The following is a 24,410-nucleotide window of genomic DNA, read 5'->3' as shown; positions in this document are numbered from 1 at the left end:
GGGTGAGAAGCCACGCGGGTTCGACTGCACGCGCCGGGAGCGCGTGCGGACGCCGGAGGCGGTCCGCGCCGACAGGCGCGGATGCAGGCCATGGAGGGCCTGCACAATCCCACCCTCTCCGCCGGAAACGCGGACGGCCCCGCGAGGGGCCGTCGGCGTTTCGGAGAGGGTGGGCGAGAAGCCACGCGGGTTCGACCGCGCGCGCCGGGAGCGCGTGCGGACGCGGAGGCGGTCCGCGCCGACAGGCGCGGATGCAGGCCGTGGACGGCCTGCACAATCCCACCCTCTCCGCCGGAAACGCGGACGGCCCCGCGAGGGGCCGTCGGCGTTTCGGAGAGGGTGGGCGAGAAGCCACGCGGGTTCGACCGCGCGCGCCGGGAGCGCGTGCGGACGCGGAGGCGCTCAGGCCGCCAGCCGCGCCACGTCCTCGATCGCGGCATGTGCGGAACGGATCGCCTCGGCCTTGGTCTCGGGGCTGATGTTCAGGCCTTCCGCCCGCACGAACTCGACATCGCCGATGCCGATGAAACCGAGCACGTGGCGCAGGTAGGCTTCCTGGAAGTCCATCGCCGGCTTGTCGCTGTAGATGCCGCCGCGCGCGGAGGCGACGATCACCTTCCTGCCGCCGGCCAGCCCTTCCGGTCCCCGGGCGGTGTAACGGAAGGTCTTGCCGGCGACCAGGATGCGATCGATCCAGGCCTTCAACTGGCTGGGGATGCCGAAGTTGTACATGGGCGCGCCGATCACCACGACGTCGGCGGCGAGAAACTCGTCCAGCACCGCGCTGCCGGCGCGCACCGCCGGATCGGTGGCATCGGCAGCCGGCGCCCAGTGCGGCAGCGGTTCGGCGGCGAGGTCGCGGTAGACGACTTCCGCCGTCGGGTGCTGGCGGCGCAGGCGGGCGACGATCGCCGCGCTGAGCTCGCGGGAAACGGAGTGGGTGCCGAGGGCGCTCGAATCGATATGCAGCAGTTTCATGATGACCTCTTCGCAGTCCGGGCGCCCGCCGGGCGCCGTCACGCGATATAAGCTATGGGATGGACAATCGATCGATAAGCCGGCAAGAATGGAATGGATCGTTCTTTGGAGGAAACGCCGATGCATCTCCCCCTGGGGGCCATGCAGGACCTGAATGACCTGTACTTCTTCGCGATGGTGGTCGAGCACGGCGGTTTCTCGGCCGCCGGCCGGGCGCTGGGCCTGCCCAAGTCGCGCCTGAGCAAGCGCATCGCGCAGCTGGAGGAACGCCTCGGCGTGCGCTTGCTGCAACGAACGACCCGGCGCTTCGTGATCACCGAGGTGGGCGAACGCTTCTATGGCCATTGCCGGGCGGTGCTGGAAGAGGCGCGCGCCGCGCAGGAGGCCGTCGACGAGCTGCGCGCCGAACCGCGCGGCGTGGTGCGGGTCAGTTGCCCGATATCGCTGGCGCAGACCGTGGTCGCCTACGTGCTGCCGGACTTCCTCGCCCAGCATCCCAAGGTGCAGGTGCGGCTGCTGTCCAGCGATCGGCGCGTCGACCTGATCGGCGAGGGTTTCGACGTCGCCATCCGCGTGCGCCACAAGCTGGACGCCGACGCTTCGCTGGTGCTGCGCACCTTCGGCATGTCGCGCGTGCTGCCGGTGGCCAGCCCCTCGCTGCTCGCGCAGCACGGCCGCCCGCAGCGCCCCGAGGACCTGGCCAGGCTGCCGGCACTGTCGACGCTCGAGCACGATGGCGTGCAGACCTGGGCACTGATCGGCGCCGACGGCGAGCGCGTCAGCGTCGAGATCCAGCCGCGGCTGATCTGCGGCGATTTCAACGTGATGCTGGAGTCCGCGCGGCGCGGCATCGGGGTGGCGCTGCTGCCCGAGTTCGTCTGCGCGCCCGCCGTGACGCGCGGCGAGCTGGAAGTGCTGCTGCCGGAGTGGAACGCACCGGAAGGCACCATGCACTTCGTCTATCCCAGCCGGCGCGGCCTGCTGCCGGCGGTGCGCGCCTTCGTCGACTTCCTGGCCGAACGCCTGCCGGACGCCACCCGGCGCAAGCACGAGGAGTGCAAGGTGCGCCAGCTCTGAAGCGGCGGCATGCGGCCGCCGGCAACGTGCTAGCATGCCCGGCGTTTGGCCATCCAAATCGGGACGCCCATGCAGATCCAGACCAAGCTGCCCAAGGTCGGCACCACCATCTTCAGCGTGATGAGCCAGCTCGCGCTGGAGCACAAGGCCGTCAACCTGGGCCAGGGCTTTCCCGATTTCGATCCGCCGCAGGCGCTGCGCGACGCGCTGAGCCGGGCGATGAACGAAGGCCGCAACCAGTACGCGCCGATGACCGGCATCCCGCCGCTGCGCGAGCAGATCGCACTGAAGACCGAGCGGCTGTACGGGCGCCGCATCAGCGCCGACACCGAGGTCACCGTCACTTCCGGCGCCACCGAGGCGATCTTCGCCGCGATCGCCTGCAGCGTCGGCGCGGGCGACGAGGTGATCGTGCTGGATCCCTGCTACGACTGCTACGAACCGGCGATCGAGCTCGCCGGCGGCCGCGCCGTGCACGTGCCGCTGCGGCTGCCGGACTTCGCCGTCGACTGGCAGCGCGTCAGGGACGCGGTGACGCCGAAGACGCGCATGATCATGGTCAACACGCCGCACAACCCGTCCGGCGCGATCTTCACCCGCGCCGACCTCGACGCGCTGGCGGAAATCGTGCGCGCCAGCGGCATCCTGGTGCTCTCCGACGAGGTTTACGAGCACATCGTCTACGACGGCGCGGCGCACCAGAGCGTGCTGCGCCACGCCGAGCTCGCCGAGCGCAGCTTCGTGATCAGCTCGTTCGGCAAGACCTACCACTGCACCGGCTGGAAGGTCGGCTACTGCGTGGCGCCGAAGCCGCTGTCGGCGGAATTCCGCAAGGTGCACCAGTACCTCACCTTCTGCACGTTCAACCCGGCGCAATGGGCCTTCGCCGAGATGATCGAGCAGGCGCCGCAGCACTACCTCGAGCTGGCGGCGTTCTACCAGGCCAAGCGCGACCGCTTCCGCGGGCTCTTGGCGCCGTCGCGGCTGAAACTGCTGGACGTGCCGGGCGGCTATTTCCAGCTCGTCGACTACACGGCGATCCGCGACACCGACGACATCAACTTCTGCGAATGGCTGGTGCGCGAGGGCGGCGTGGCGGCGATCCCGCTGACGCCGTTCTACGAGACGGCGCCGCAATCGCGGCTGGTGCGCCTGTGCTTCGCCAAGAACGATGCCACTCTGGAGGCGGCCGCCGAGCGGCTGTGCGCGCTGTGAACGCGGGCAGCCTGCGGCCGCTGACCGTCAGCCTGGTGCAGGGCGACACGCGCTGGCACGACCCGGCCGGCAACCGCGACTACTACGGCGCGCTGGTGCACGGCCTGAGCGGACGCGGCAGCGACCTGGTCGTGCTGCCGGAAACCTTTCTGTCCGGCTTCACCAACGAAACCCTGGGCAACGCCGAAACCATGGACGGCGAGGGCATCGCCTGGCTGCGCGCGCTCGCCGCCGAGGCGAAAGCCGTGATCACCGGCAGCCTGGTGGTGCGCGCCGGCGACAAGTGCGTCAACCGCCTGCTGTGGATGCGGCCGGACGGCACGTTCGACCTGTACGACAAGCGCCACCTGTTCCGCATGGCCGACGAGCACAAGCGTTACGCCGGCGGCGAGCAGCGGCTGATCGTCGAACTGAACGGCTGGCGGATCTGCCCGATGGTCTGCTACGACCTGCGCTTCCCGGTATGGATCCGCAACCGCCGCAACGAAGCCGCGGCGGGCGGCATGGACTACGACCTGCTGGTGTTCGTCGCCAATTGGCCGGCGCCGCGCCGGCAGGCCTGGCGCACGCTGCTGCGCGCGCGCGCGATCGAGAACCTCTGCTACTGCGCCGGCGTCAACCGCGTCGGCACCGACGGCAATGGCCATCCCTACGCCGGCGACAGCGCCGTGCTTGACTTCCTCGGCGAAGCGCTGGTCGAACTGGGACCGGTGGCGCAGCTGGCGACGGTGACACTGGACCCGCAGGCGCTGCTGGCGCACCGCGAGCGCTTCCCGGCGTGGATGGACGCCGACGCCTTCACGCTGCTCTGATCCGCGCGGTCGCGCGCGGCGTCTACAGGATCTCGAGCACCGCTTCCGGCGGCCGGCCGATCGCGGCCTTGCCGTCGGCCAGCACGATCGGGCGCTGGATCAGCCGCGGATGCGCCACCATCGCGGCGATCAGCGCGTCGCGGCTGAGCGTCGGCCGGTCGAGGTCGAGTTCCCGGTATTCGGGCTCGTCGCGGCGCATCAGTTCGCGCGGCTGCATGCCGAGCCGGTCGAGGATGGCGGATAGTTCCGCCGCGCCGGGCGGCGTCGAGAGGTAGTCGACGATCTCCGGCCGCAAGCCGCGCTCTTCCAGCAGCGCCAGCGTCGCCCGCGATTTGGAACAGCGCGGATGGTGGAAGATGCGTACCTTGCCCACGGCCGCGCTCAGTTATGGCCGCGGCCGCCCTGGCCGCCATGTCCGCGGCCCTTGTGGCCGCCCGGACGGCCGCGCTTCGGCTTGCCCGGCGGACGCGCGCCGCCCGGCTGGAACATGCCGCCGTGCCCCTGTCCGTGCGCGCCGCGCGCGCCACCGGGACCGCCGCCGCGCTTGGGAGCGCCCGCGCCGCGACCGCCGCCGCCGCGCGTTTCGCCGGCGAACCAGCTGCGCACGGACGGCAGCTCCTGGCCGGGCGCGACGCCGCGCCGGTTCTTCTTGCGCCGCGGCTTTTCCGGGCGCGCGACGTTGCCGTTGACCTCGCGGCCGCCGCCGCGACGCTTGCCGCGGCCGGGAGCGGGCGGTTCCGGCCGGATGCGGTCGAAGGCGGTGAGCTCGCGCGCCTCGCCGTGATACACGCCGGTCCAGGCCTGCGGCGCGCTGCGTTCCGCGCGCACCTCGGTGACGCCGCGCGGCGTGGCGCGGCGCTGGTGCAGCACCGGCTTCAGGGTCAGCGTCGGCTGCGGCGCGCCGAGGCCGGCCTGCCGGCGCAGCGCCTTGACCGCTTCCGCGTCCAGCGTTTCGCATTCGCCGCGGCGCAGCGCGCGCGGCAACTCGAGGCTGCCGTAGCGGATGCGCTTCAGGCGGCTGACCAGGAAGCCCTGCGAATCCCACAAGCGGCGCACCTCGCGGTTGCGACCCTCGCGGATCACCACGCGGAACCAGCCGTGGCTGCCGCTGCGGCTGATCACCGCGATCTCGTCGAAGCGCGCCGGACCGTCCTCCAGCATCACGCCGGCCTTTAGCCGTTCCAGCACGTCGTCGGGCACCTCGCCGTGCACGCGGCAGAGGTACTCGCGCTCGATGCCGGTCTTGGGGTGCATCAGCGCGTTGGCCAGTTCGCCGTCGGTGGTGAGCAGCAGCAGGCCGGTGGTGTTGATGTCGAGGCGGCCGACCGCCACCCAGCGCGCGCCTTTCAGCCGCGGCAACTGCTCGAACACGGTGGGGCGGCCTTCCGGGTCTTCGCGCGTGGTCACCACGCCTTCCGGCTTGTGGTAGATCAGCACCTCGGCGTCGTCGCGCGTGTCGGTGGCGACGACGAACTGCTTGCCGTCCAGTTCGACGCGGTCGCCGGCACGCACGCTGGCGCCCAGGCCGGCGACGCTGCCGTTGACCATCACTTCGCCGGACTGGATGCGTTGTTCCAGCATGCGGCGCGAACCCAACCCGGCGTTCGCCAGGACTTTGTGCAGGCGCTCCTCCAGCGCAGGCGCGGCGGTCTCTGCGGCGCGCGGGCGCTTCAGCGTGAGCAGGCTGCGGGGCGGCGCATTCATGCGCGGTTCTCCTCGGTATCGGCGTCGCCGACGACGATCGCGTCGTCGGTATCGGGGGTGGGGGTGGAGGCGTCGCCGGCGTCCGGAGCGGCATCGGCGCCGGCTTCGTCGACGGCTTCGTCCTGCGGACCGGCGTCGATGCGCGCGGTGATCGCGTCGCCGTCTTCGAAACGCAGCTGCGGTTCGATGTCGTCGATGTCGCGGATCTCGGCCAGCGTCGGCAGCTCGTCCAGCGATTTCAGGTTGAAGTAGTCGAGGAACGCCCTGGTGGTGCCGAACAGCGCCGGCTTGCCGGGCACGTCGCGGTAGCCGACCACGCGCACCCACTCGCGCTCCTCGAGCGTCTTGATGATGTTGCTGGAGACGGTGACGCCGCGGATCTGCTCGATCTCGGCGCGAGTGATCGGCTGCCGGTAGGCGATCAGCGCCAGCGTCTCCAGCAGCGCGCGCGAGTAGCGGCTGGGACGCTCGGTCCACATGCGCGCCACCCACGGGTGCACGTCGAGGCGCACCTGGTAGCGGAAACCCGATGCCACCTCGGCCAGTTCGACGCCGCGCCCGGCGCAGTCCTCCTGCAGCGACTGCAGCACGCGCGCCAGTTCCTCGTGGCCGACCGCTTCCTCTTCGGTGAACAGCGCGCCGATCTGCGCCAGCGACAGCGGCTGCGCCGCCGCCAGCAGCACGGCCTCAACGATGCGCTTCAGTTGGTTGAATTCCATCTTGGTCATCGGCTGTCGCCAGCGCCTTCAGGTAGATCGGCGCCAGCGGCGCCTCCTGCACGATCTCGATCAGTTGTTCCTTGGCCAGTTCCAGCAAGGCCAGGAACGTCACCACCACGCCGAGCCGGCCCTCGCTGACGTCGAACAGGCTCTCGAAGCGGTGGAACACGCCGTCGCCCAGCGTCTTCAGCACGTCGCCCATGCGCTGCCGCACCGACAGCGCCTCGCGCTTCACCGCGTGGTGGCCGAACAGTTCGGCGCGGCGCAATACGTCCTTGAGCGCCAGCAGCAGTTCCTTCATCTCCACCGGCGGCGGCAGGCGGATCACGTTGCGGTCGGCCACGTACGCCTGCGCCGGCGAGGTGTCGCGCTCCATGCGCGGCAGGGCGTCGATGTCCTCGGCCGCCTTCTTGAAGCGTTCGTACTCCTGCAGGCGGCGCACCAGTTCCGCGCGCGGATCCTCTTCAGCGCCTTCCTCGGCCGGCGGCCGCGGCAGCAGCAGCCGCGACTTGATCTCGGCCAGGATCGCGGCCATCACCAGGTATTCCGCCGCCAGCTCCAGGCGCAGCTCCCGCATCATCTCGATGTAGTCCATGTATTGCCGGGTGATCTCGGCAACCGGGATATCGAGGATGTCCAGGTTCTGGCGGCGGATCAGGTACAGCAGCAGGTCCAGCGGTCCCTCGAACGCGTCGAGGATCACCTCCAGCGCATCCGGCGGGATGTACAGATCCTGCGGCATTTCCAGGACCGGTTGGCCCTTGACCACCGCGAGGGGCATTTCCTGCTGCTGCGGAACCGGCGCGAACACGCCATGCGGCGCATCGGCCGCGCTGACCTCGGCTGGCTCGGTGCTCATCAGGCACTCGTAATCAAGACGGCCGCGCGCCGCGGCCTGGCTTGGGCGATCCGGTACAACGATTCCAGGCGGATCCGGCACTGCCGGGTCCGGAGGCGGCGGAACGCTCGTGTCCGCCGTCGGGGAGGCGCGGCAGGTCGCTTGCGTCGTGCTCGCGGCGGCGTCCGAAGATCCGGATGCTTCTCGATCGAGGTGCCGCTGAGGCGGCGGTACGGCCTTGCGCGTTAGTCCCGGGCGGCCTCTCGCCGTCCGAACCCCACCCTTGCCTGGCAAGATTACGGGGTCGTGCCGCGCAAGTCCAGCATCCGCTGTCGATCGGGGATGCGGCCCGCGTGCCGCTCCCGAGGAGACGGGCGGCGCGAGGCGAACGTCCGAGGGCGCAATCGGACCAAAATTTTCACCCGCTCTGCGCGGGCGCGCCGGCGCGGCGCAACGTGGCGGGCGATGCGGGGGCGTGCAGCCGCGGAACGCCGCGTGCCGGACAGGCCGCGCGGCTCGTCCCGCCGTGGCTCGAATCTTGCTTCGCGAAGGCGGCCACGAGCCTGTCCGCCGGTACCGCCGGCGGACGTCTGTCCGATCCAAGGGGGCACGCGCACAATGACGACTTCGATTCTGCCGCAACCGCGCATGCCGGCGACGCACGCCGCGCGCGCCGCCGCCGCGGCCACGCGGCACGACGCCGAGACATGCACGGACGGGCGCGGGGGGCGGGCCATGCACGACAAGCAAAACAACAGGACGGAGCCGGTGACCAGCCTCCGGCTGCGCCATGCGCGCATGAAGATCGAGACCGCCGTGCTGATGAGCCGCGGCGGCGACGCTTATTCCAGCGAGGTGGCCGACATCTCGGCCACCGGCGTGCTGGTGCAGCGCCCGCAGGGATGGAAGGGCGAGCCCGGGGAACTGTGGGTGCTGGACATGCTGGTCGGCGACGACCTCAACATCCACGTGGAAGCGACCGTGGCGCGCGCGACCGCGCACCACGTCGGCTTCGCCTATGCGCGCATCCCCGACGAGAAGCAGGCGGCGCTGTGGAACCTGCTCGGCGGCTACGCCGACACGCTGGAACCCCTGGACGACGAATAGGCGTGCCGCCGCGCGCACGGCGGCGGCCGGGAGGGCGCATCAGGCCCGAGCCGCGGCCTCGCGCAGCTCGCGGCGCAGGATCTTGCCGACGTTGCTCTTCGGCAGCGCATCGCGGAACTCGATGTACTTCGGCCGCTTGTAGCCGGTCAGCGCATCGTGGCAGTGCTTGCGCAGATCCTCCTCGGTGAGGTTGGGGTCCTTCTTCACCACGAAGATCTTCACCGCCTCGCCGGAGTGCTCGTCCGGCACGCCGATCGCCGCGACCTCCAGCACGCCGGGGTGCTGGGCGACCACGTCCTCGACCTCGTTCGGGTACACGTTGAAACCCGAGACCAGGATCATGTCCTTCTTGCGGTCGACGATGTAGACGAAGCCGCGTTCGTCCATGCGCGCGATGTCGCCGGTGTGCAGCCAGCCGTCGGCGCCCAGCACCTTGGCGGTTTCGTCGGGACGGTTCCAGTAGCCCTTCATCACCTGCGGGCCCCTGACGCACAGCTCGCCCACTTCGCCGATCGGCAGGCTGCGGCCGTTGTCGTCCTGGATCGAGACGTCGGTGGAAGGCACCGGCAGGCCGATCGATCCGCTGTACTCGGCGAGATCGAGCGGATTGATGCACACCGCCGGCGCAGTCTCGGTGAGGCCGTAGGCCTCGGCCAGCGTGCAGCCGGTGACCTTCTTCCAGCGTTCGGCCACCGCGCGCTGCACCGCCATGCCGCCGCCCAGGGTGAGGCGCAGGCGCGAGAAATCGAGGCGGTCGAAGCCGGCCGTGTTGAGCAGGCCATTGAAGAGGGTGTTGACGCCGGTGATCGCGGTGAAGCGCACCTTCGCCAGTTCCTTGACGAAACCCGGCATGTCGCGCGGATTGGTGATCAGCACGTTGAGGGCGCCGAACTTCATGAAGACCAGGCAATTCGCCGTCAGCGCGAAGATGTGGTACAGCGGCAGCGCGGTGATGATCACCTCCTCGCCGGCGGCGACGTTCTGGCCTACCCAGGCCGCCGCCTGCAGCATGTTGGCGACCATGTTGCGGTGGGTCAGCATCGCGCCCTTGGCGACGCCGGTGGTGCCGCCGGTGTACTGCAGGAAGGCGATGTCGTCGTGGCCGAGCGCGGGTTTCGGCGCGGGATGGCGCACGCCGCGCGCCAGCGCGGCATCGAAGCGGATCGCGCCGTCGATGCGGTAGGGCGGCACCATCTTCTTGACGTGCTTCAGCGCGAAGTTGATCAGCGCGCCCTTGGGGAAGCCGAGCATGTCGCCGAGGCCGGTGGTGATCACGCGCTCGACGGCGGTGTCCCCCAGCACTTCGGCGACGGTTGCGGCGAAGTTGTCCAGCACCACGATCGCGCGCGCGCCGGAATCCTGCAACTGGTGCCGCAGCTCGCGTGCGGTGTACATCGGATTGGTGTTGACCACCGTCATGCCGGCGCGCAGCGCGCCGAACAGCGCGACCGGATACTGCAGGCAGTTCGGCATCATGATGGCGATGCGGTCGCCCTTGGCGAAGCCGAGGTCGCCGGTCAGAAAGGCGGCGAAGCGGGCACTGAGGCGGTCCAGGTCGCCGTAGCTGAGCATGCGCCCGAAGCTGCTGAAGGAGGGGCGGTGACGAAAGCGCTCGCAGGCCTCCTCGAACAGCGCGACCACCGAGGGATAGGCGCCAACGTCGATCTCCGCCGGCACGCCGGGCGGGTAGTGGGCGAGCCAAGGACGCTGGGTGTTGCTCATGACGCCGTTTCCTCCCCTGGCGGATGTCGCGCGGCCGTGCCTGGTCTATCGTGCGCACCACGCGGTGCTTCGGCATTGGAGCATAAGGCTCCGAAGACCGGCAAGCCGCGCCGTCGAGGGGAGTCGCCGATGCGTCGTCATGCGTTTTTCGCGCTGCTCGCGGTGTTTGCGCTGATCGGTTGCCGTCACGCTCCGGACGAGCAGCAGGTGCGCGATGCCATCGCGCGGGCCGCGGCCGCCGCGGAGGCCAACGAGCCGCGCAAGGTGCTGGCGGAGGTCGGCGACGACTTCGACGGCAACCGCGGCGCGCTCGACCGCGACGGCCTGGCCGGCCTGCTGCGCCTGCAGCTGCTGCGCGGCCAGCACGTGCGCGCGCTGGTCGGGCCGGTCGACGTGGAGCGCCGAGGCGAGCGCCTGCTGGCGCGTTTCACGCTCACGCTGAGCGGAGGCGAGGGCGTCCTGCCGGAACGCGCCGGCGTCTATCGCGTGGAAACCGCCTGGCGCCGCGAGGATGGCGCGTGGCGCTGCTACAGCGCCACCTGGGAGCGGGCGCTGTAGACGTTCGCGTGAAGCCGCGCCGCGGAAGCACGAGACGCTTCCGCGGCGCGGCCGCCGCCTCAGGCCGCCTTGCCCGCGGCGAGCTGGCGCAGCACGTATTGCAGGATGCCGCCGTGGCGGAAGAACTCGCGCTCCTTCGGCGTGAGCAGCAGCACCTTCACGGCGAACTTCTTCTCGCCGGCATCGCCCCTGGCGACGACCGTGGCTTCCTTCGCCTCGCCGTCCCTGAGCCCGGTGATCTCGAACACTTCCTTGCCGGTGAGGCCGAGCGACTTGGCGTTCTCGCCGTCCCTGAACTGCAGCGGCAGCACGCCCATGCCGACCAGGTTGGAGCGGTGGATGCGCTCGAAGCTCTCGGCGATCACCGCCTTCACGCCCAGCAGCAGCGTGCCCTTGGCCGCCCAGTCGCGCGACGAGCCGGTGCCGTACTCCTTGCCGGCGATCACCACCAGCGGCGTCTTTTCCTGCTTGTACTGCATCGCCGCGTCGTAGATGGCCATCTGCCGGCCCGACGGCACGTGCAGGGTGTAGCCACCCTCGACGCCGTCCAGCATCAGGTTCCTGATGCGGATGTTGGCGAAGGTGCCGCGCACCATCACGTCGTCGTTGCCGCGGCGCGAACCGTAGGAGTTGAAGTCGACCGGCTGCACGCCGCGCTCGATCAGATAGCGGCCCGCGGGCGAGTCCTTCTTGATCGAGCCCGCCGGCGAGATGTGGTCGGTGGTGATCGAGTCGCCGAACAGGCCGAGGCAGCGCGCGTCGTGGATGTCGCCGATCGACCCGACCTCCATCGTCATGCCTTCGAAGTAGGGCGGGTTCTTGATGTAGGTGGAGTCGTCCCACTGGTAGAGGTCGCCTTCCGGCGAGGCGATCTGGTTCCAGCGGCTGTCGCCCTTGAACACGTCGGCGTAGTTGTTGGAGAACATCTCCGGCGACAGCGCGCCGGCGATCAGCTCGCCGATCTCCTGGTTGGACGGCCAGATGTCCTTCAGGTACACCGGCTCGCCGTCCTTGCCCGTGCCGAGCGGATCCTTCGACAGATCGATGTCGACCGTGCCGGCCAGCGCGTAGGCCACCACCAGCGGCGGCGAGGCGAGGTAGTTCATCTTCACCTCGGCGTGCACGCGGCCCTCGAAGTTGCGGTTGCCGGACAGCACCGCGGCGACGGCGAGGTCGCCGTCGGCGATGCCCTTGCTGACTTCCGCCGGCAGCGGACCGGAGTTGCCGATGCAGGTGGTGCAGCCGTAGCCGACCAGGAAGAAGCCGAGCTTCTCCAGCTCTTCCAGCAGGCGGGTCTTCTTCAGGTAGTCGGTGACCACCAGCGAGCCCGGCGCCAGCGAGGTCTTCACCCACGGCTTGACCGCGAGGCCCTTCGCCGCGGCCTTCTTCGCCAGCAGGCCGGCGCCCAGCATCACCGCCGGGTTGGAGGTGTTGGTGCAGGAGGTGATCGCGGCGATCACCACCGCGCCGTCGCGCAGGTCGAACGCCTGCCCGCGCATGCTGACGCGCGCGCTGCCGGCCTCGCCGCCCTTCGGCTTGCGGTTGGCGGTCAGCGGGCCGACGTTGTCGCGGAAATTCTTCTGCATGTCGGTCAGCAGCACGCGGTCCTGCGGGCGCTTGGGGCCGGCCAGCGACGGCTTGACGTCGGCGAGGTCGAGCTCCAGCGTGGCGCTGAACTCGGGGTGCGGCGTGTTCTCGTCGTGCCACAGGCCCTGCGCCTTGGCGTAGGCCTCGACCAGCGCGATCTGCGCGGCGCTGCGCCCGGACAGGCGCAGGTAGTTCAGCGCCTCGGCGTCGATCGGGAAGATGCCGCAGGTCGCACCGTATTCCGGCGCCATGTTGCCGATGGTCGCGCGGTCGGCCAGCGCGAGGTGCTTCAGGCCGGGGCCGAAGAACTCGACGAACTTGCCGACCACGCCGTGCTTGCGCAGCATCTGCGTCACCGTCAGCACCAGGTCGGTGGCGGTCGCGCCCTCGGGCAGGCGGCCGCTGAGCTTGAAGCCGACCACCTGCGGGATCAGCATCGAGGAAGCCTGGCCCAGCATCGCCGCCTCCGCCTCGATGCCGCCGACGCCCCAGCCGAGCACGCCGATGCCGTTGATCATCGTGGTGTGCGAGTCGGTGCCGAACACGGTATCCGGGTAGGCCCAGGTCGCGCCGTCCATCTCGCTGGTCATCACCACACGCGCCAGGTGCTCCAGGTTGACCTGGTGCACGATGCCGGTGCGCGGCGGCACCACCTTGAAGTTGCGGAACGCCTTCTGGCCCCAGCGCAGGAAGCTGTAACGCTCGCGGTTGCGCTGGAACTCGATGTTGACGTTCTCGTCCAGCGCGCCGGGGTTGCCGAAGGCGTCGACCTGCACGGAGTGGTCGATCACCAGTTCCGCCGGCGCCAGCGGATTGATCTTCTTCGGGTCGCCGCCCAGCTTGACCATGGCGTCGCGCATGGCGGCGAGGTCGACCACGCAGGGCACGCCGGTGAAGTCCTGCAGCACCACGCGCGCCGGCATGAAGGCGATCTCGGTGTCCGGCTCCTTCTTCGCGTCCCAGTTCGCCACCGCCTCGATTTCCTTCGCGGTGACGTTGACCCCGTCCTCGTGGCGCAGCAGGTTCTCCAGCAGGATCTTCATCGAGTAGGGCAGGCGCTTGAGATCGAAGCGCTGGCCGAGCCTGGCCAGGCTGGCGATCGCGTAACGCTGGCCGTTGACCTCGAGGGTGTCGCGGGTCGAAAACGAGTCTTTCATGCCGTGCTCCTGGCGTGGTTCGGCGGTGGGGAGACGGGCCGCAAGGCGGCGCGCGGGCGCGCGCGGGCGATCCGTGGCCCGGGGAAATCGCCGTATTATCGCCGAAACGCCGCCGCGCCGTGAACGCATGCGGCCCGCGCCCCGGCCGCGGGCTCAGCCGCCGTCCAGGGTGACGCGCGACAGCAGCCCGCGCGCGATCATCTCGCATTGCCGCCGCCGCAGCAGCAGGCTCCAGTGGTTGCCGCCGAGCTGCCGCCACAGTACGGCGGCGCGCACGCCGGCCAGCAGGGTCGCGCGGATGCGTTCGACCTGCGCCGGCTGGCGCAGATGCAGCGGGTTGCCGGTCACGACCACGCGCGGACGCACGGTGGAGAGGGTCTGCGCGTACAGCTCGCCCAGCCGCGCGCTGACCGAGGCGTGGGCGAGGCCGAAGTGTTCCGCCTGGCGCTGCGCGGCGAGGATGCCGTCCTGCAGGCGCCGGCGCAGGTCGGACCGGCGCGCCAGCTTGCGCTCGATGCGCAGCAGGCTCAGCACGATCTGGGTGACGGCCAGGTCGCGCTGCGCGCCGTCGAGCTGATGGATCAGGGTGCGCAGGCCGACGCGCACGCCATCCAGGCCGCCGTAGACCGCGGCGGCGCTTTCGGCATCGAGCCGGAACACGCTGGCCAGGCTGGCCTCCAGCGCGCCGGCGTCGCAGCGCCCCTCGGTGGCCAGCGTGCGCACCAGCGCGGCCGCCTGGGTCAGCCCGGCGAGGGCGATCACCTGCGCTTCGTTCATGCCGCCTCCTGCGTCGCCGCGGCGAGGCCGCCGAACGGCGCGTCGGTGGCCTCGATCACGCCGCCGCCCAGGCATTCCTCGCCGGCGTAGAACACCACCGACTGGCCGGGCGCGACCGCGTACTGGGGCGCGTCGAAGCGCACCTCGCAGCGGTCGCCGTCGATCTGCACGACGCAGGCCTGGTCGGGCTGGCGGTAGCGCGTCCTGGCGGTGCAGCGCAGCTCGGCGGCGGGCGGCATTCCCGCCGTCCAGCTGAGTTCGCCGGCGCGCAGGCGCGAGGAGCGCAACCAGCGGTTGCCGTCGCCCTGGGCCACGTAGAGCACGTTGGCGGCGACGTCCTTGCCGACCACATACCACGGCGCGGCGGACGCCGACCGGCGCCCGCCGATGCCGAGGCCCTGGCGCTGGCCCAGCGTGTAGTACATCGCGCCCTGGTGTTCGCCGACCCGTTCGCCCTCCGGCGTGCGGATCTCGCCGGGCCGCGCCGGCAGGTACTGCGCCAGGAAGCTGCGGAAGTCGCGTTCGCCGATGAAGCAGATGCCGGTGGAGTCCTTCTTCGCATGCACCGGCAGCCCGGCTTCGCGCGCCAGCCGGCGCACTTCCGGCTTGACCAGTTCGCCGACCGGGAACAGGGTCGCGCCGAGCTGCGCCTGGCCGAGCGTATAGAGGAAGTAGCTCTGGTCCTTGGCTGCGTCCGCGCCGCGCAGCAGCCGCCAGCGGCCGTCGCGCCGGTCGATGCGGGCGTAGTGGCCGGTGGCGATCTTCTCCGCGCCCAGCGCCCGCGCGTGCTGGAGGAAGGTCTTGAACTTGATCTCGCGATTGCACAGCACGTCGGGGTTGGGCGTGCGCCCAGCACGGTACTCGGCGAGGAAGTGCGCGAACACGCCGTCCCAGTACTCGGCGGCGAAGTTGCGCATGTGGCAGGGCAGGCCGAGCCGGGCGCACACCGCGACGGCGTCCTTGCGGTCGGCATCGGCGCGGCACGGCCCTTGCCGCCCGTCCTCTTCCCAGTTCTGCATGAACATGCCGGCGACGTCGTGGCCGGCGCGCTGCAACAGCAGCGCCGCGACCGCCGAGTCCACACCGCCCGAGATGCCGGCAACCACGCGCATGTCAGCCTCCGGCGGCGGGCGGGAAGGCACGCACGGTGTCCAGCGGCAGGCGCTGCCCGGCCAGCCAGGCGTCGATGCTGCACAGGACCAGCGGGCTGCGCAGGCGCGTCGCGCCCAGCGCGGCGATTTCCGCGCGGGTCATCCAGTGCGGCCGCACGATGCCGGCGTCGAGCGCGCGCGCGGGGTGGTGCCGCAGCGGACGGGCGGCGAAGGTGAAGCGGACGATGTGATCGCCGTGCACCTGGCTGAACCACTGCTGCACGCCGACGAAGTGCTGCAGCTCGACCTCCCAGCCGGTCTCCTCCAGCGTCTCGCGGCATGCGGCCTCGGCCAGGCTCTCGCCGGGCTCGAGGTGCCCCGCGGGCTGGTTGTAGCGCAGCGCGCCGCGCACGGTCTCCTCGACCATCAGGAAACGGTCGCCGTCCGCGACCACGGTGGCCACGGTGACGTGGGGGCGCCAGATTTCGGGCTCGTGCTCCGTCGCGTCGGTCATGGGATGTGAGTGGGGGCGGCGGGGCCGCTGGAAAAGCCCGATTGTGCCATCACATGGGCTGGACGCGGTTCACGGCGTCCCCGCCGCGGCGGCGTATACTGCAGCCGACGGAGCCCACCCCCGAGCACCATGGCCCAGGAACCTGATCGCACCCCCGAACTCGAACACGGCGTCGCGGTCGAGACCTCGAAGCCGGAACTGCAGCGGCCTCCATTGTTCCAGGTCGTACTGCTGAACGACGACTACACGCCGATGGATTTCGTGGTGATCATCCTGGAGACGTTCTTCGGGATGAACCGCGAGCGCGCTACCCAGGTGATGCTGCACGTGCATACCCGCGGCAAGGGCGTGTGCGGGGTCTATACCCGCGAGGTCGCCGAGACCAAGGTCACCCAGGTCAACGAGTTCTCGCGCGCCCACCAGCACCCGCTGCTGTGCACTATGGAAAAACTCTAGCCGCCCCCATCTAGCGACCGAACCACCACGACGGAGACGATCCGGATGTTCAGCAAGGATCTCGAGCTCACCATCGGCCAGTGCTACAAGGAGGCCCGCGAGCAGCGCCACGAGTTCATGACCGTGGAGCACCTGCTGCTCGCGCTGCTCGAAAACCCGTCGGCGGCGGCGGTGCTGCGCGCCTGCGGCGCCGATATCGACAAGCTTGGCAAGGACCTGCGCGCGATCATCGCCGAGACCGTGCCGGTGCTGCCGCCCAACGACGAGCGCGACACCCAGCCGACGCTGGGCTTCCAGCGCGTGCTGCAGCGCGCCGTCTACCACGTGCAGTCCTCGGGCCGCAAGGAAGTCACCGGCGCCAACGTGCTGGTGGCGATCTTCGGCGAGAAGGACTCGCACGCCGTGTACTTCCTGCACCAGCAGGAGGTCAGCCGCCTCGACGTGGTCAACTACATCTCCCACGGCATCGCCAAGATCGGCCAGGAGCCCGGCCCGCAGCCGGCCGCCGGCGACCGCGAGGCCGAGGAAGGCGGCGAGCCCAAGGGCAACCCGCTGACCGAATACGCCTCCAACCTCAACGAGCTGGCCCGCCAGGGCAAGATCGATCCGCTGATCGGCCGCTCCGAGGAAATCGAGCGCACCATCCAGGTGCTGTGCCGGCGGCGCAAGAACAATCCGCTGTACGTCGGCGAGGCTGGCGTCGGCAAGACCGCGCTGGCGGAGGGCCTGGCCAAGCGCATCGTCGAGGGCGAGGTGCCGGACGTGCTGAAGGACTGCACGATCTGGGCGCTCGACCTCGGCGCGCTGGTCGCCGGCACCAAGTACCGCGGCGATTTCGAGAAGCGGCTGAAGGCGGTGATCGCCCAGTTGAAGAAGGAGCCGAAGTCGATCCTGTTCATCGACGAGATCCACACCATCATCGGCGCGGGTTCGGCCTCCGGCGGCACCATGGACGCGTCCAACCTGATCAAGCCGATGCTGGCCTCGGGCGAGCTGCGCTGCATCGGTTCCACCACGTTCCAGGAATTCCGCGGCATCTTCGAGAAGGACCGCGCGCTGGCGCGGCGCTTCCAGAAGATCGACGTGGTCGAGCCCTCGATCGCCGACAGCGTGGAGATCCTGAAGGGGCTGAAGACGCGCTTCGAGGAGCACCACAAGGTGCAGTACACCAACGAAGCGCTGCAGGCCGCCGTCGACCTTTCGGTGCGGCACATCGCCGACCGCTTGCTGCCGGACAAGGCGATCGACGTGATCGACGAGGCCGGCGCGCGCCAGCGCCTGCTGCCGGAAGACCAGCGCACCGGCACTGTCGACGTGCCCGACATCGAGCTGATCGTGGCGCGCATGGCGCGCATCCCGCCGAAGCAGGTCTCGGCCTCCGACCGCGACGTGCTGAAGAACCTCGAGCGCAACCTGAAGATGGTCGTGTTCGGCCAGGACCAGGCGATCGAGGCGCTGGCGGCGTCGATCAAGATGGCGCGTTCCGGCCTGGGCAACCCGGCCAAGCCGATCGGCTGCTTCCTGCTGGCCGGCCCCACCGGCGTCGGCAAGACCGAGGTCACCCGCCAGCTCGCCATGCAGCTCGGCATCGAGCTGATCCGCTTCGACATGTCCGAGTACATGGAAGCGCACTCGGTGTCGCGGCTGATCGGCGCGCCCCCCGGGTACGTCGGCTTCGACCAGGGCGGCCTGCTCACCGAGGCGGTGACCAAGCACCCGCACTGCGTGCTGCTGCTGGACGAGATCGAGAAGGCGCACCCGGACGTCTACAACATCCTGCTGCAGATCATGGACCGCGGCGCACTGACCGACACCAACGGCCGCGAGGCGAACTTCAAGAACGTGATCGTGGTGATGACCACCAACGCCGGCGCGCAGCAGGCGGCGCGCCGCAGCATCGGCTTCGTCGAGCAGGACCATGCGCCGGACGCGATGGAGGTGATCCGCCGCACGTTCACGCCGGAGTTCCGCAACCGCCTCGACGCGATCATCCAGTTCAAGGCGCTGGACTTCGAACACATCCTGCGCGTGGTCGACAAGTTCATCATCGAGCTGGAGACGCAGCTCAACGAGAAGCACGTCGCCCTGCATGTGGACGCCGACGCGCGGCGCTGGCTGGCCGAGCACGGCTTCGACCCGCAGATGGGCGCGCGGCCGATGGCGCGGGTGATCCAGGAGCACGTCAAGCGTCCGCTCGCCGACGAGCTGCTGTTCGGCAAGCTGGCCGACGGCGGCAAGGTCAGGCTGGGCGTGCGCGACGGCGAGCTGGTCGTGGAGACCGAGGCGGCGAAGAAGCTGCCGGCCGTGGTCGAGTAAAGCGAGTGCGTCGACGAAAAAAGGCCGCGCTTGCGCGGCCTTTTTCTATCTCTCGCCATTCCGGCGGAAGCCGGAATTCCGGGACTTGGGGCGGCGAACGGCGTCGGACCCGGATCGCCGCACGCCCCTGTACCGTCCGCGGCGAGTCCGTCCTGAACTCACTTCATGCGGTAGGTGATGCGGCCCTTGGTCAGGTCGTAGGGCGTCATCTCGACGCGCACCTTGTCGCCGGTGAGGATGCGGATGTAGTGCTTGCGCATGCGCCCGGAGATGTGCGCGGTGATGACGTGCCCGTTCTCCAGCTGCACGCGGAACATGGTGTTGGGGAGCGTCTCCAGCACCGTGCCTTCCATTTCGATGACGTCGTCTTTGGCCATGTAACCGTGTTCGGTTCGCCGCGGGGGCGCGGCGGAAGGCCGCGATTCTGCCACGTCGCGCGGCGCGGTTAAAGTTTCGTCAGCCCCGGGCGGGGCTCGGACACCTAGGGCGACGCCGCGCGCGAGCGGCGCGGACGCCGCGGGCGCGCGCCGCGCATGCGGCGCTGGCGCAGCGCGTCGTCCAGGTCGTCCAGGGCTTCGGCCAGTTTCGCGGCCGGACGCGACGCGCCCGCGTAGATCGGCAGGCTGCTGCGCAGCGTGCGCGGTTCGGCGAGACGCCGGGCGTCCAGCGCCAGCCCGTGTCGCGCCAGCAGCGGCGACAGTTCCTCCGCTCGCGCGAGCAGGTCGGCGCGGGTGGTGCGGAACGCCAGTTCGGCGATGCGCACGCGCTGCGCGTAGCTGAAGATGTTGGTGAAGAACAGCTCGACGTCGTCCGCATGCGGCTCCACCAGCACCATGTCGGCGCGCGGGTAGTTGTGCGCGTACTTGCTCAATCCGGTCTGCATGCGTGAGGTGAGCAGGGTGCGGAAGGTCTGCGAGAGCACGCCGGGCAGGCCGCCCCTTGCCAGCGTGTCGGGAATCTTGCGGCCCGCGGCCTGGGCGAGGTCGGCGTCGAACGGCACCAGCGGATTCACGCCCAGCACCAGCGACACCCCCTCGTCGAAGGCCGCCGAGGCGTGCAGGGTGCGAGCCAGCGCACCGTCCACGTACCAGCGGCCGCCGATCTTCACCGGCGGGTACAGGCCGGGCAGGGCGGCGCTGGCCTCCACCGCGCGCGAGATCGGCACGTGGTCGAGCCCCGGCGAGCCGAACCGCACCGCCTTGCCGGAATCGAGCTCCACGGCCACCACGTAGAGTTTGCGCCGCAACTTGCGGAAGTCGTTGGTGCGCCCCTCCATCGACAGCACGCGGCGCAGGAAGCCTTCCACCGAGTCGTTGTCGAACACGCCGGTGGGCAGCAGGCTGCCCATGCGCAGCAACACGTCGGAGAGGCGGGTGTCGAACGGATTGCGCGCGGCCGTCCACAGCCATTCGAGGAAGGCGCGCGGCAGCGTGGCGGCGTGGCGCACATACTCCAGCACCGCCGGGCGCATGAAGTCCTCGGGGCGGAACGGTATGTCGGCCGATTCGCCGGTGAGGAAGATGCGCGTCATCTCCGCGGTGGAGATGCCGTTGGCCAGGGCGGCGGCGAGGAACGACCCCGAGCTGACGCCGACGTAGACGTCGAGCGCGGCGAGGTCGAGGCCGACGATGCTGTCCTCGATCGCGCGCAAGGCGCCCAGCTCCCACATCGCGCCGATCGGCCCGCCGCCGGCGATCGCGAGGCCGATGCGCAGGCGCTCGCGCTTGCCGCGGTGCGGGTGCGCGGCGTTCAGCAGCAGCATGGCCGGTACCGGCGGCGCTGCGGCAGGTCGCTGGATCCGCGGGCGCGCATCAGGCGAAATGCTCGTCGAGATGACGCCGGATCTCGTCCTCGATCGCCGGCTTCATAAGCATCAGCATGAAGCCGAGGTCGGCGTGCACGCGCACGCTGTCGGCGGCGACCACGATGCCGCCGCGGACGCCGCTGCGCTCGAACAGCAGGGTGTCGCCGTTCCACGCGCTCTCGAACTCGAACCTCTCGGCCATCGCGTAGGCGATGTCCTCCACGACGGCGCGCGCCTTCTTCAGGCCGAGGCCGTGCTTGCGCTGGATGTCGATGCTGGGCATGGGGATCCGGTCGGGCTATCGCGCCGATCATACCCGGCCGGGGGCGCGATTTGCCGTGCTACAGTTCGCGCCGCGCAGAGAGGGCCCGCATGCGGATCGTTTTCCTGAACGGAGAGCACCCGGACGTCGACAGCACGGCGGAGCGGCTGCGCGTCGGTTCCGCCGGCGACAACGACATCGTGCTGCGCGCGGCGGAAGTGGCGGCGCACCACTTCAGCCTGTTCCACGACCGGCGCGGGCTGGTGCTGACGGTCGAGCCGGGCGCCGCCCGCGTCTACGTCAACGCGCGGCCGGTGCGCGAGAAGGCGCTGTTGCGCTTCGGCGACGTCATCAGCGTGGGCACGGCGAAATGCCTGCTGCAGGCGGACCCCCGCGCCGAAACCGATCCGCCGCCCGCGGCCGCCGGCAGCGAGGCGGGCGAGCGGCCGGGATGGGCGGCCCTGCGCGCCGTGGCCGGACCGCTGTCCGGCCACCTGCTGCCGATCGAACGCCGACTGGAGCTGCCCCTGGCGGAACCGGCTCCCGCCGGCGTCGCCGTCGAGCTGCGCGAGGGAGCGCTGTGGCTGGAGGCGCGCGGCAACGTCGTGCAGGTCAATGGCGTCGCCATGTCGAGCGGCCGCCTGATGCCCGGCGATCAGTTGTGCGTCGGCGCGCACCGCTACGTGATCGAGGCGCCGGGCCTGCAGGCCGAGGCCAGCCTGGCACGCCAGCGCGTGGCCTTCGTGCCGCACGAGGCAGCATTGCCCGAGGACACGGCCGGCCCGCGCGGCGAGGTGTGGTGGCTGATCGTCACCGCCGCGCTGCTGGGGTTGGGCATCGCGTTGCTGCTGCTGTTCCGGCCCTGAGCGTCCGCAGGCCGCCGCGCAGGCGTGCCCATGGTACCCGCCACAGCATCAACGCGGCGAAGGAGGCGCCGTAGTACAGCGGCGCACGGTGGGCGATCACGTTGCCCGATTTCACCATCCAGGCGTAGTGCAGCACGCCCAGCAGCGGAACGGCATAGACGAGGCGATGGAGTTGCTGCCAGCGTCGGCCGAGCCGCTTCATCATCCTTTGGGTGGAGGTGGCCGCGAGCGGGATCAGCAGCAGCCAGGCGGCGAAGCCGGCGGTAATGTAGGGCTTCTTCGCGATCTCGTCGAACAGCTGCGTCCAGTAGCCGCCGAGGTCGATCAGCAGGTAGATCGCCAGGTGCGCGCACACGTAGAAGAACGCGAACAGGCCGAGCATGCGCCGGTAGCGCACCAGCTTGGCGACGCCGGTCAGGCGGCGCAGCGGCGTCACCGCCAGCGTGGCCAGCAGCAGGCGCAGCGCCCAGTCGCCGCTGCGATGTTCGAGCTGCGCTACCGGGTCGGGTCCGAGCGAGCCGCGCGTGGCGTCCCAGGCCAACAGCGCCAGCGGCAGCAGGCACAGCGCGAACAGCGGCGGCTTGCTCCAGGCCACCCAGTCCCGGCCTCGCGTCGCCATTTCAGTAGTACCGCCTGAGGTCCATGCCGGCGTACAGCGAGGCGACCTGCTCGGCGTAGCCGTTGAACGGCAAGGTCGCGATGCGGTTGCCGAACAGGCCGAAGCCCGCGCCGGTGATGCGCCGTTCGGTGGCCTGGCTCCAGCGCGGATGGTCCACCGCCGGATTGACGTTGGCGTAGAAGCCGTACTCGTCGGGCGCGGCGCGGTTCCATGCGGTGACCGGCTGGCGCTCGGTGAACGCGATACGCACGATGCTCTTGATGCCCTTGAAGCCATACTTCCACGGCACCACCAGCCGCAGCGGCGCGCCGTTCTGGTTGGGCAGCGTGCGGCCGAACAGACCGACGGTGAGGATCGTCAGCGGGTGCATCGCCTCGTCGATGCGCAGACCCTCGCGATACGGCCAGTCCAGCACGGGGTAGGCGAGGCCGGGCATCTCGTCCGGCCGGGCCACCGTGGTGAAGGCGACGTACTTCGCCTTCGACGTCGGCCGGAAGCGCTTCAGCAGATCGCCCAGCGGGAAGCCGACCCACGGGATCACCATCGACCAGGCCTCCACGCAGCGCATGCGGTAGACGCGTTCCTCCAGCGGATGCGGCCTGAGCAGATCCTCCAGCGCGAAACGGCCGGTGACTTCGGCCTCGCCGGCGATCTCGACGCTCCACGGCTGCGGCCGGAAGCGCCCCGAATTTTTCGCCGGATCGTCCTTGGCGGTGCCGAACTCGTAGTAATTGTTGTAGTGGGTGGCGGCGTCGTAGTCGGTCGGCGGATCACCGACGACGTAGGCGCCGCGCCTGGCCACCTCGAGCGGCGCGCCGGCGTTCGCCGCCTGGCCGGCCTGACTCTCGGCGCCGCGGCCGCAGCCGGCCAGCGCCAACGGGCTGAGCGCCAGCGCCTTCAGGACGGCGCGGCGCCGGCGGTAGACGCTTTCCGCGGTGATTTCGCTGGAGCGGATATCGGGCGGTCGGCGGATCAGCATGCGGCCCTCCACGGCGGTCATGCCAGCGGGACCGGCGCGCGGTGCGTGCGCTTACAAGCGTTTGCGCATGCCTCTTGTGGAGCGTCTCGGCTTGTGGTCATGTTGCGTTGCCGCATCGGCGGCGTCGAGCGAGGAGGAACCGCACCGTGGCCCGAGTCTGGAACTTCAGCGCCGGTCCGGCCGCGCTGAGCGAGGAAGTCCTGCGACAGGCGCAGAGCGAGTTGCTGGACTGGAACGGCACCGGCGCCTCGGTGATGGAGCTGTCGCATCGCGGCAGGCACTTCATCGCGCTGGCCGAGGAGGCCGAGCGCGACCTGCGCGAGCTGCTCGCCGTGCCGGCGCACTACAAGGTGCTGTTCCTGCAGGGCGGCGCCACCCAGCACTTCGCGCAGATCCCGATGAACCTCGCCGCCGACGGGCAGGGCGCGGACTACATCGTCACCGGCCACTGGAGCGAGAAGGCGCTGAAGGAGTCCGCGCCCTACGTGAAGGCGCGCGTCGCCGCCAGTTCCGCCGCGCAGCAGTACACGCGCCTGCCGCCGCGCGCCGAATGGGACCTCGATCCTCGCGCCGCCTACGTGCACCTCACGACCAACGAGACGATCCACGGCGTCGAGTTCCGCGACATCCCGGATGTCGGCGACGTGCCGCTGGTCGCCGACATGTCCTCCGACATCCTGTCCGCGCCGCTGGACGTCGGCCGCTTCGGCCTGATCTACGCCGGCGCGCAGAAGAACATCGGCCCGTCCGGCCTGGTGGTGATGATCGTGCGCGAGGACCTGCTGGCGCGCCGGCCGCGGCCGTTGCCGAAGATCTTCCGCTACGCCGAGCACGCCGCCCAGGGCTCCATGCTGAACACGCCGAACACCTGGGGCTGGTACATCGCCGGCCTCACCTTCAAATGGCTGAAGGCGCAGGGCGGCCTGGCGGCGATGGCCGAACGCAACCGGCGCAAGGCCGAGCTGCTGTACGCCTGCATCGACGGCTCCGGCGGTTACTACCGCAACCCGGTCGATCCGGCCGCGCGCTCGCGCATGAACGTGCCGTTCACGCTGCACGACGGCGCGCTCGACAAGCCCTTCCTCGAGGCATCCGAACGCGCCGGCCTGATGGCGCTGAAGGGGCACAAGGCGGTTGGCGGCATGCGCGCCTCGCTGTACAACGCGGTGCCGCTGCAGGCGGTCGAGGCGCTGGTCGCCTTCATGCGCGACTTCATGCAGCGGCACGGCTGACGCGCACGGGACGGCAACGG

The 24,410-nt window shown here is 70.2% G+C and carries 23 protein-coding genes, 1 tRNA gene and 1 pseudogene (1 of these 25 running past the window's edge); 10 read left to right on the top strand and 15 right to left on the bottom strand.

Features of this window, described 5'->3' with window-relative positions:
- A tRNA-Ser gene (locus tag MBSD_RS15650) sits at positions 1-121 on the top strand; it begins 171 nt to the left of the window's first position.
- A gap of 281 nt (positions 122-402) precedes the next feature.
- Here MBSD_RS15650 and MBSD_RS12145 read toward each other — a convergent pair.
- On the bottom strand, positions 403-978 hold the full coding sequence (locus MBSD_RS12145; protein WP_062537574.1) for an FMN-dependent NADH-azoreductase: 576 nt from the start codon (positions 976-978) through the stop codon (positions 403-405).
- A gap of 120 nt (positions 979-1,098) precedes the next feature.
- Between MBSD_RS12145 and MBSD_RS12140 the strand changes: the two genes are divergently transcribed.
- The 3 genes from MBSD_RS12140 to MBSD_RS12130 all read left to right on the top strand — a co-directional run bounded on the left by MBSD_RS12140 (position 1,099) and on the right by MBSD_RS12130 (position 4,082).
- A complete protein-coding gene (locus MBSD_RS12140; RefSeq protein WP_062537564.1) occupies positions 1,099-2,055 on the top strand; it encodes a LysR substrate-binding domain-containing protein in 957 nt (318 codons plus the stop codon).
- Positions 2,056-2,124: 69 nt separating this feature from the next.
- Positions 2,125-3,270, top strand: a complete 1,146-nt coding sequence (locus MBSD_RS12135; protein ID WP_062537563.1) for a pyridoxal phosphate-dependent aminotransferase — start codon at positions 2,125-2,127, stop codon at positions 3,268-3,270.
- Positions 3,267-4,082, top strand: a complete 816-nt coding sequence (locus MBSD_RS12130; protein WP_237071802.1) for an amidohydrolase — start codon at positions 3,267-3,269, stop codon at positions 4,080-4,082. Before MBSD_RS12135 ends, MBSD_RS12130 begins: the two co-directional genes overlap by 4 nt.
- A 22-nt stretch (positions 4,083-4,104) precedes the next feature.
- Here MBSD_RS12130 and arsC read toward each other — a convergent pair whose 3' ends face one another.
- The 4 genes and pseudogenes from arsC to MBSD_RS12110 all read right to left on the bottom strand — a co-directional run bounded on the left by arsC (position 4,105) and on the right by MBSD_RS12110 (position 7,364).
- A complete protein-coding gene (gene arsC / locus MBSD_RS12125; protein ID WP_062537561.1) occupies positions 4,105-4,455 on the bottom strand; it encodes an arsenate reductase (glutaredoxin) in 351 nt (116 codons plus the stop codon).
- Between the two features lie 8 nt (positions 4,456-4,463).
- Positions 4,464-5,786: a pseudouridine synthase gene (locus MBSD_RS12120; RefSeq protein WP_062537560.1), complete on the bottom strand. Its 1,323-nt coding sequence runs from the start codon at positions 5,784-5,786 to the stop codon at positions 4,464-4,466.
- A gap of 11 nt (positions 5,787-5,797) precedes the next feature.
- Positions 5,798-6,505: pseudogene (gene scpB, locus MBSD_RS12115) on the bottom strand (SMC-Scp complex subunit ScpB); the annotation flags it as partial.
- Positions 6,474-7,364: a segregation and condensation protein A gene (locus tag MBSD_RS12110; protein WP_062537559.1), complete on the bottom strand. Its 891-nt coding sequence runs from the start codon at positions 7,362-7,364 to the stop codon at positions 6,474-6,476. The pseudogene scpB and the gene MBSD_RS12110, both read right to left, overlap by 32 nt.
- Before the next feature lie 747 nt (positions 7,365-8,111).
- Here MBSD_RS12110 and MBSD_RS12105 point away from each other — a divergent pair.
- The gene (locus MBSD_RS12105; protein WP_336603262.1) at positions 8,112-8,450 is read left to right on the top strand and encodes a PilZ domain-containing protein; all 339 of its coding nucleotides are present in this window, start codon (positions 8,112-8,114) and stop codon (positions 8,448-8,450) included.
- Between the two features lie 39 nt (positions 8,451-8,489).
- Here the strand turns inward: MBSD_RS12105 and MBSD_RS12100 are convergent, their stop codons facing one another.
- On the bottom strand, positions 8,490-10,172 hold the full coding sequence (locus tag MBSD_RS12100; protein ID WP_062537558.1) for a long-chain-fatty-acid--CoA ligase: 1,683 nt from the start codon (positions 10,170-10,172) through the stop codon (positions 8,490-8,492).
- Positions 10,173-10,301: 129 nt separating this feature from the next.
- Between MBSD_RS12100 and MBSD_RS12095 the strand changes: the two genes are divergently transcribed.
- The gene (locus tag MBSD_RS12095) at positions 10,302-10,730 is read left to right on the top strand and encodes a hypothetical protein (protein ID WP_062537557.1); all 429 of its coding nucleotides are present in this window, start codon (positions 10,302-10,304) and stop codon (positions 10,728-10,730) included.
- A 59-nt stretch (positions 10,731-10,789) separates the two neighbouring features.
- Here the strand turns inward: MBSD_RS12095 and acnA are convergent, their stop codons facing one another.
- The 4 genes from acnA to MBSD_RS12075 all read right to left on the bottom strand — a co-directional run bounded on the left by acnA (position 10,790) and on the right by MBSD_RS12075 (position 15,856).
- Positions 10,790-13,474, bottom strand: coding sequence for an aconitate hydratase AcnA (gene acnA, locus MBSD_RS12090; RefSeq protein ID WP_062537556.1), 2,685 nt, complete (start codon positions 13,472-13,474; stop codon positions 10,790-10,792).
- A 153-nt stretch (positions 13,475-13,627) separates the two neighbouring features.
- The gene (gene hflD, locus MBSD_RS12085; protein WP_062537555.1) at positions 13,628-14,251 is read right to left on the bottom strand and encodes a high frequency lysogenization protein HflD; all 624 of its coding nucleotides are present in this window, start codon (positions 14,249-14,251) and stop codon (positions 13,628-13,630) included.
- Positions 14,248-15,363, bottom strand: coding sequence for a tRNA 2-thiouridine(34) synthase MnmA (mnmA, locus tag MBSD_RS12080; RefSeq protein ID WP_062537554.1), 1,116 nt, complete (start codon positions 15,361-15,363; stop codon positions 14,248-14,250). Before mnmA ends, hflD begins: the two co-directional genes overlap by 4 nt.
- Before the next feature lies 1 nt (position 15,364).
- Complete coding sequence (locus MBSD_RS12075) at positions 15,365-15,856, bottom strand: NUDIX hydrolase (RefSeq protein ID WP_062537553.1); 492 nt, start codon at positions 15,854-15,856, stop codon at positions 15,365-15,367.
- A 129-nt stretch (positions 15,857-15,985) separates the two neighbouring features.
- On the opposite strand from MBSD_RS12075, the gene clpS reads away from it, so the two are divergent.
- Together clpS and clpA are read left to right on the top strand one after the other, a co-directional pair.
- On the top strand, positions 15,986-16,312 hold the full coding sequence (gene clpS, locus MBSD_RS12070) for an ATP-dependent Clp protease adapter ClpS (RefSeq protein WP_062537552.1): 327 nt from the start codon (positions 15,986-15,988) through the stop codon (positions 16,310-16,312).
- A 45-nt stretch (positions 16,313-16,357) separates the two neighbouring features.
- Positions 16,358-18,628, top strand: coding sequence for an ATP-dependent Clp protease ATP-binding subunit ClpA (gene clpA, locus MBSD_RS12065; RefSeq protein WP_062537551.1), 2,271 nt, complete (start codon positions 16,358-16,360; stop codon positions 18,626-18,628).
- A 158-nt stretch (positions 18,629-18,786) separates the two neighbouring features.
- On the opposite strand, the gene infA is transcribed toward clpA, so the two are convergent.
- The 3 genes from infA to MBSD_RS12050 form a co-directional block, all read right to left on the bottom strand.
- Positions 18,787-19,005: a translation initiation factor IF-1 gene (gene infA / locus MBSD_RS12060; protein ID WP_062537550.1), complete on the bottom strand. Its 219-nt coding sequence runs from the start codon at positions 19,003-19,005 to the stop codon at positions 18,787-18,789.
- 104 nt (positions 19,006-19,109) lie between these two features.
- Positions 19,110-20,390, bottom strand: coding sequence for a patatin-like phospholipase family protein (locus MBSD_RS12055; protein ID WP_062537549.1), 1,281 nt, complete (start codon positions 20,388-20,390; stop codon positions 19,110-19,112).
- 49 nt (positions 20,391-20,439) lie between these two features.
- Positions 20,440-20,715 carry a polyhydroxyalkanoic acid system family protein gene (locus tag MBSD_RS12050; protein ID WP_062537548.1) on the bottom strand — a complete coding sequence of 92 codons (276 nt, stop codon included), beginning with the start codon at positions 20,713-20,715 and terminating at the stop codon, positions 20,440-20,442.
- Positions 20,716-20,804: 89 nt separating this feature from the next.
- On the opposite strand from MBSD_RS12050, the gene MBSD_RS12045 reads away from it, so the two are divergent.
- The gene (locus MBSD_RS12045; protein WP_062537547.1) at positions 20,805-21,560 is read left to right on the top strand and encodes an FHA domain-containing protein; all 756 of its coding nucleotides are present in this window, start codon (positions 20,805-20,807) and stop codon (positions 21,558-21,560) included.
- On the opposite strand, the gene MBSD_RS12040 is transcribed toward MBSD_RS12045, so the two are convergent.
- On the bottom strand, positions 21,505-22,179 hold the full coding sequence (locus MBSD_RS12040) for a protein-methionine-sulfoxide reductase heme-binding subunit MsrQ (protein ID WP_062537546.1): 675 nt from the start codon (positions 22,177-22,179) through the stop codon (positions 21,505-21,507). The two genes, MBSD_RS12045 and MBSD_RS12040, sit on opposite strands and share 56 nt — an antisense overlap.
- Position 22,180: 1 nt before the next feature.
- Positions 22,181-23,158 (bottom strand): protein-methionine-sulfoxide reductase catalytic subunit MsrP, encoded by a 978-nt coding sequence (gene msrP, locus MBSD_RS12035; protein WP_062537572.1) that lies wholly within the window; start codon positions 23,156-23,158, stop codon positions 22,181-22,183.
- A gap of 146 nt (positions 23,159-23,304) precedes the next feature.
- On the opposite strand from msrP, the gene serC reads away from it, so the two are divergent.
- Positions 23,305-24,390: a 3-phosphoserine/phosphohydroxythreonine transaminase gene (gene serC / locus MBSD_RS12030; RefSeq protein WP_062537545.1), complete on the top strand. Its 1,086-nt coding sequence runs from the start codon at positions 23,305-23,307 to the stop codon at positions 24,388-24,390.
- Positions 24,391-24,410 lie beyond the last annotated feature (20 nt).

The sequence above is a fragment of the Mizugakiibacter sediminis genome (assembly GCF_000953855.2).
In the GTDB taxonomy this organism is placed as follows: domain Bacteria; phylum Pseudomonadota; class Gammaproteobacteria; order Xanthomonadales; family Rhodanobacteraceae; genus Mizugakiibacter; species Mizugakiibacter sediminis.
The sequence above is the reverse complement of the archived record's forward strand: the minus strand, read 5'-3'. Positions and strand labels throughout refer to the sequence as shown.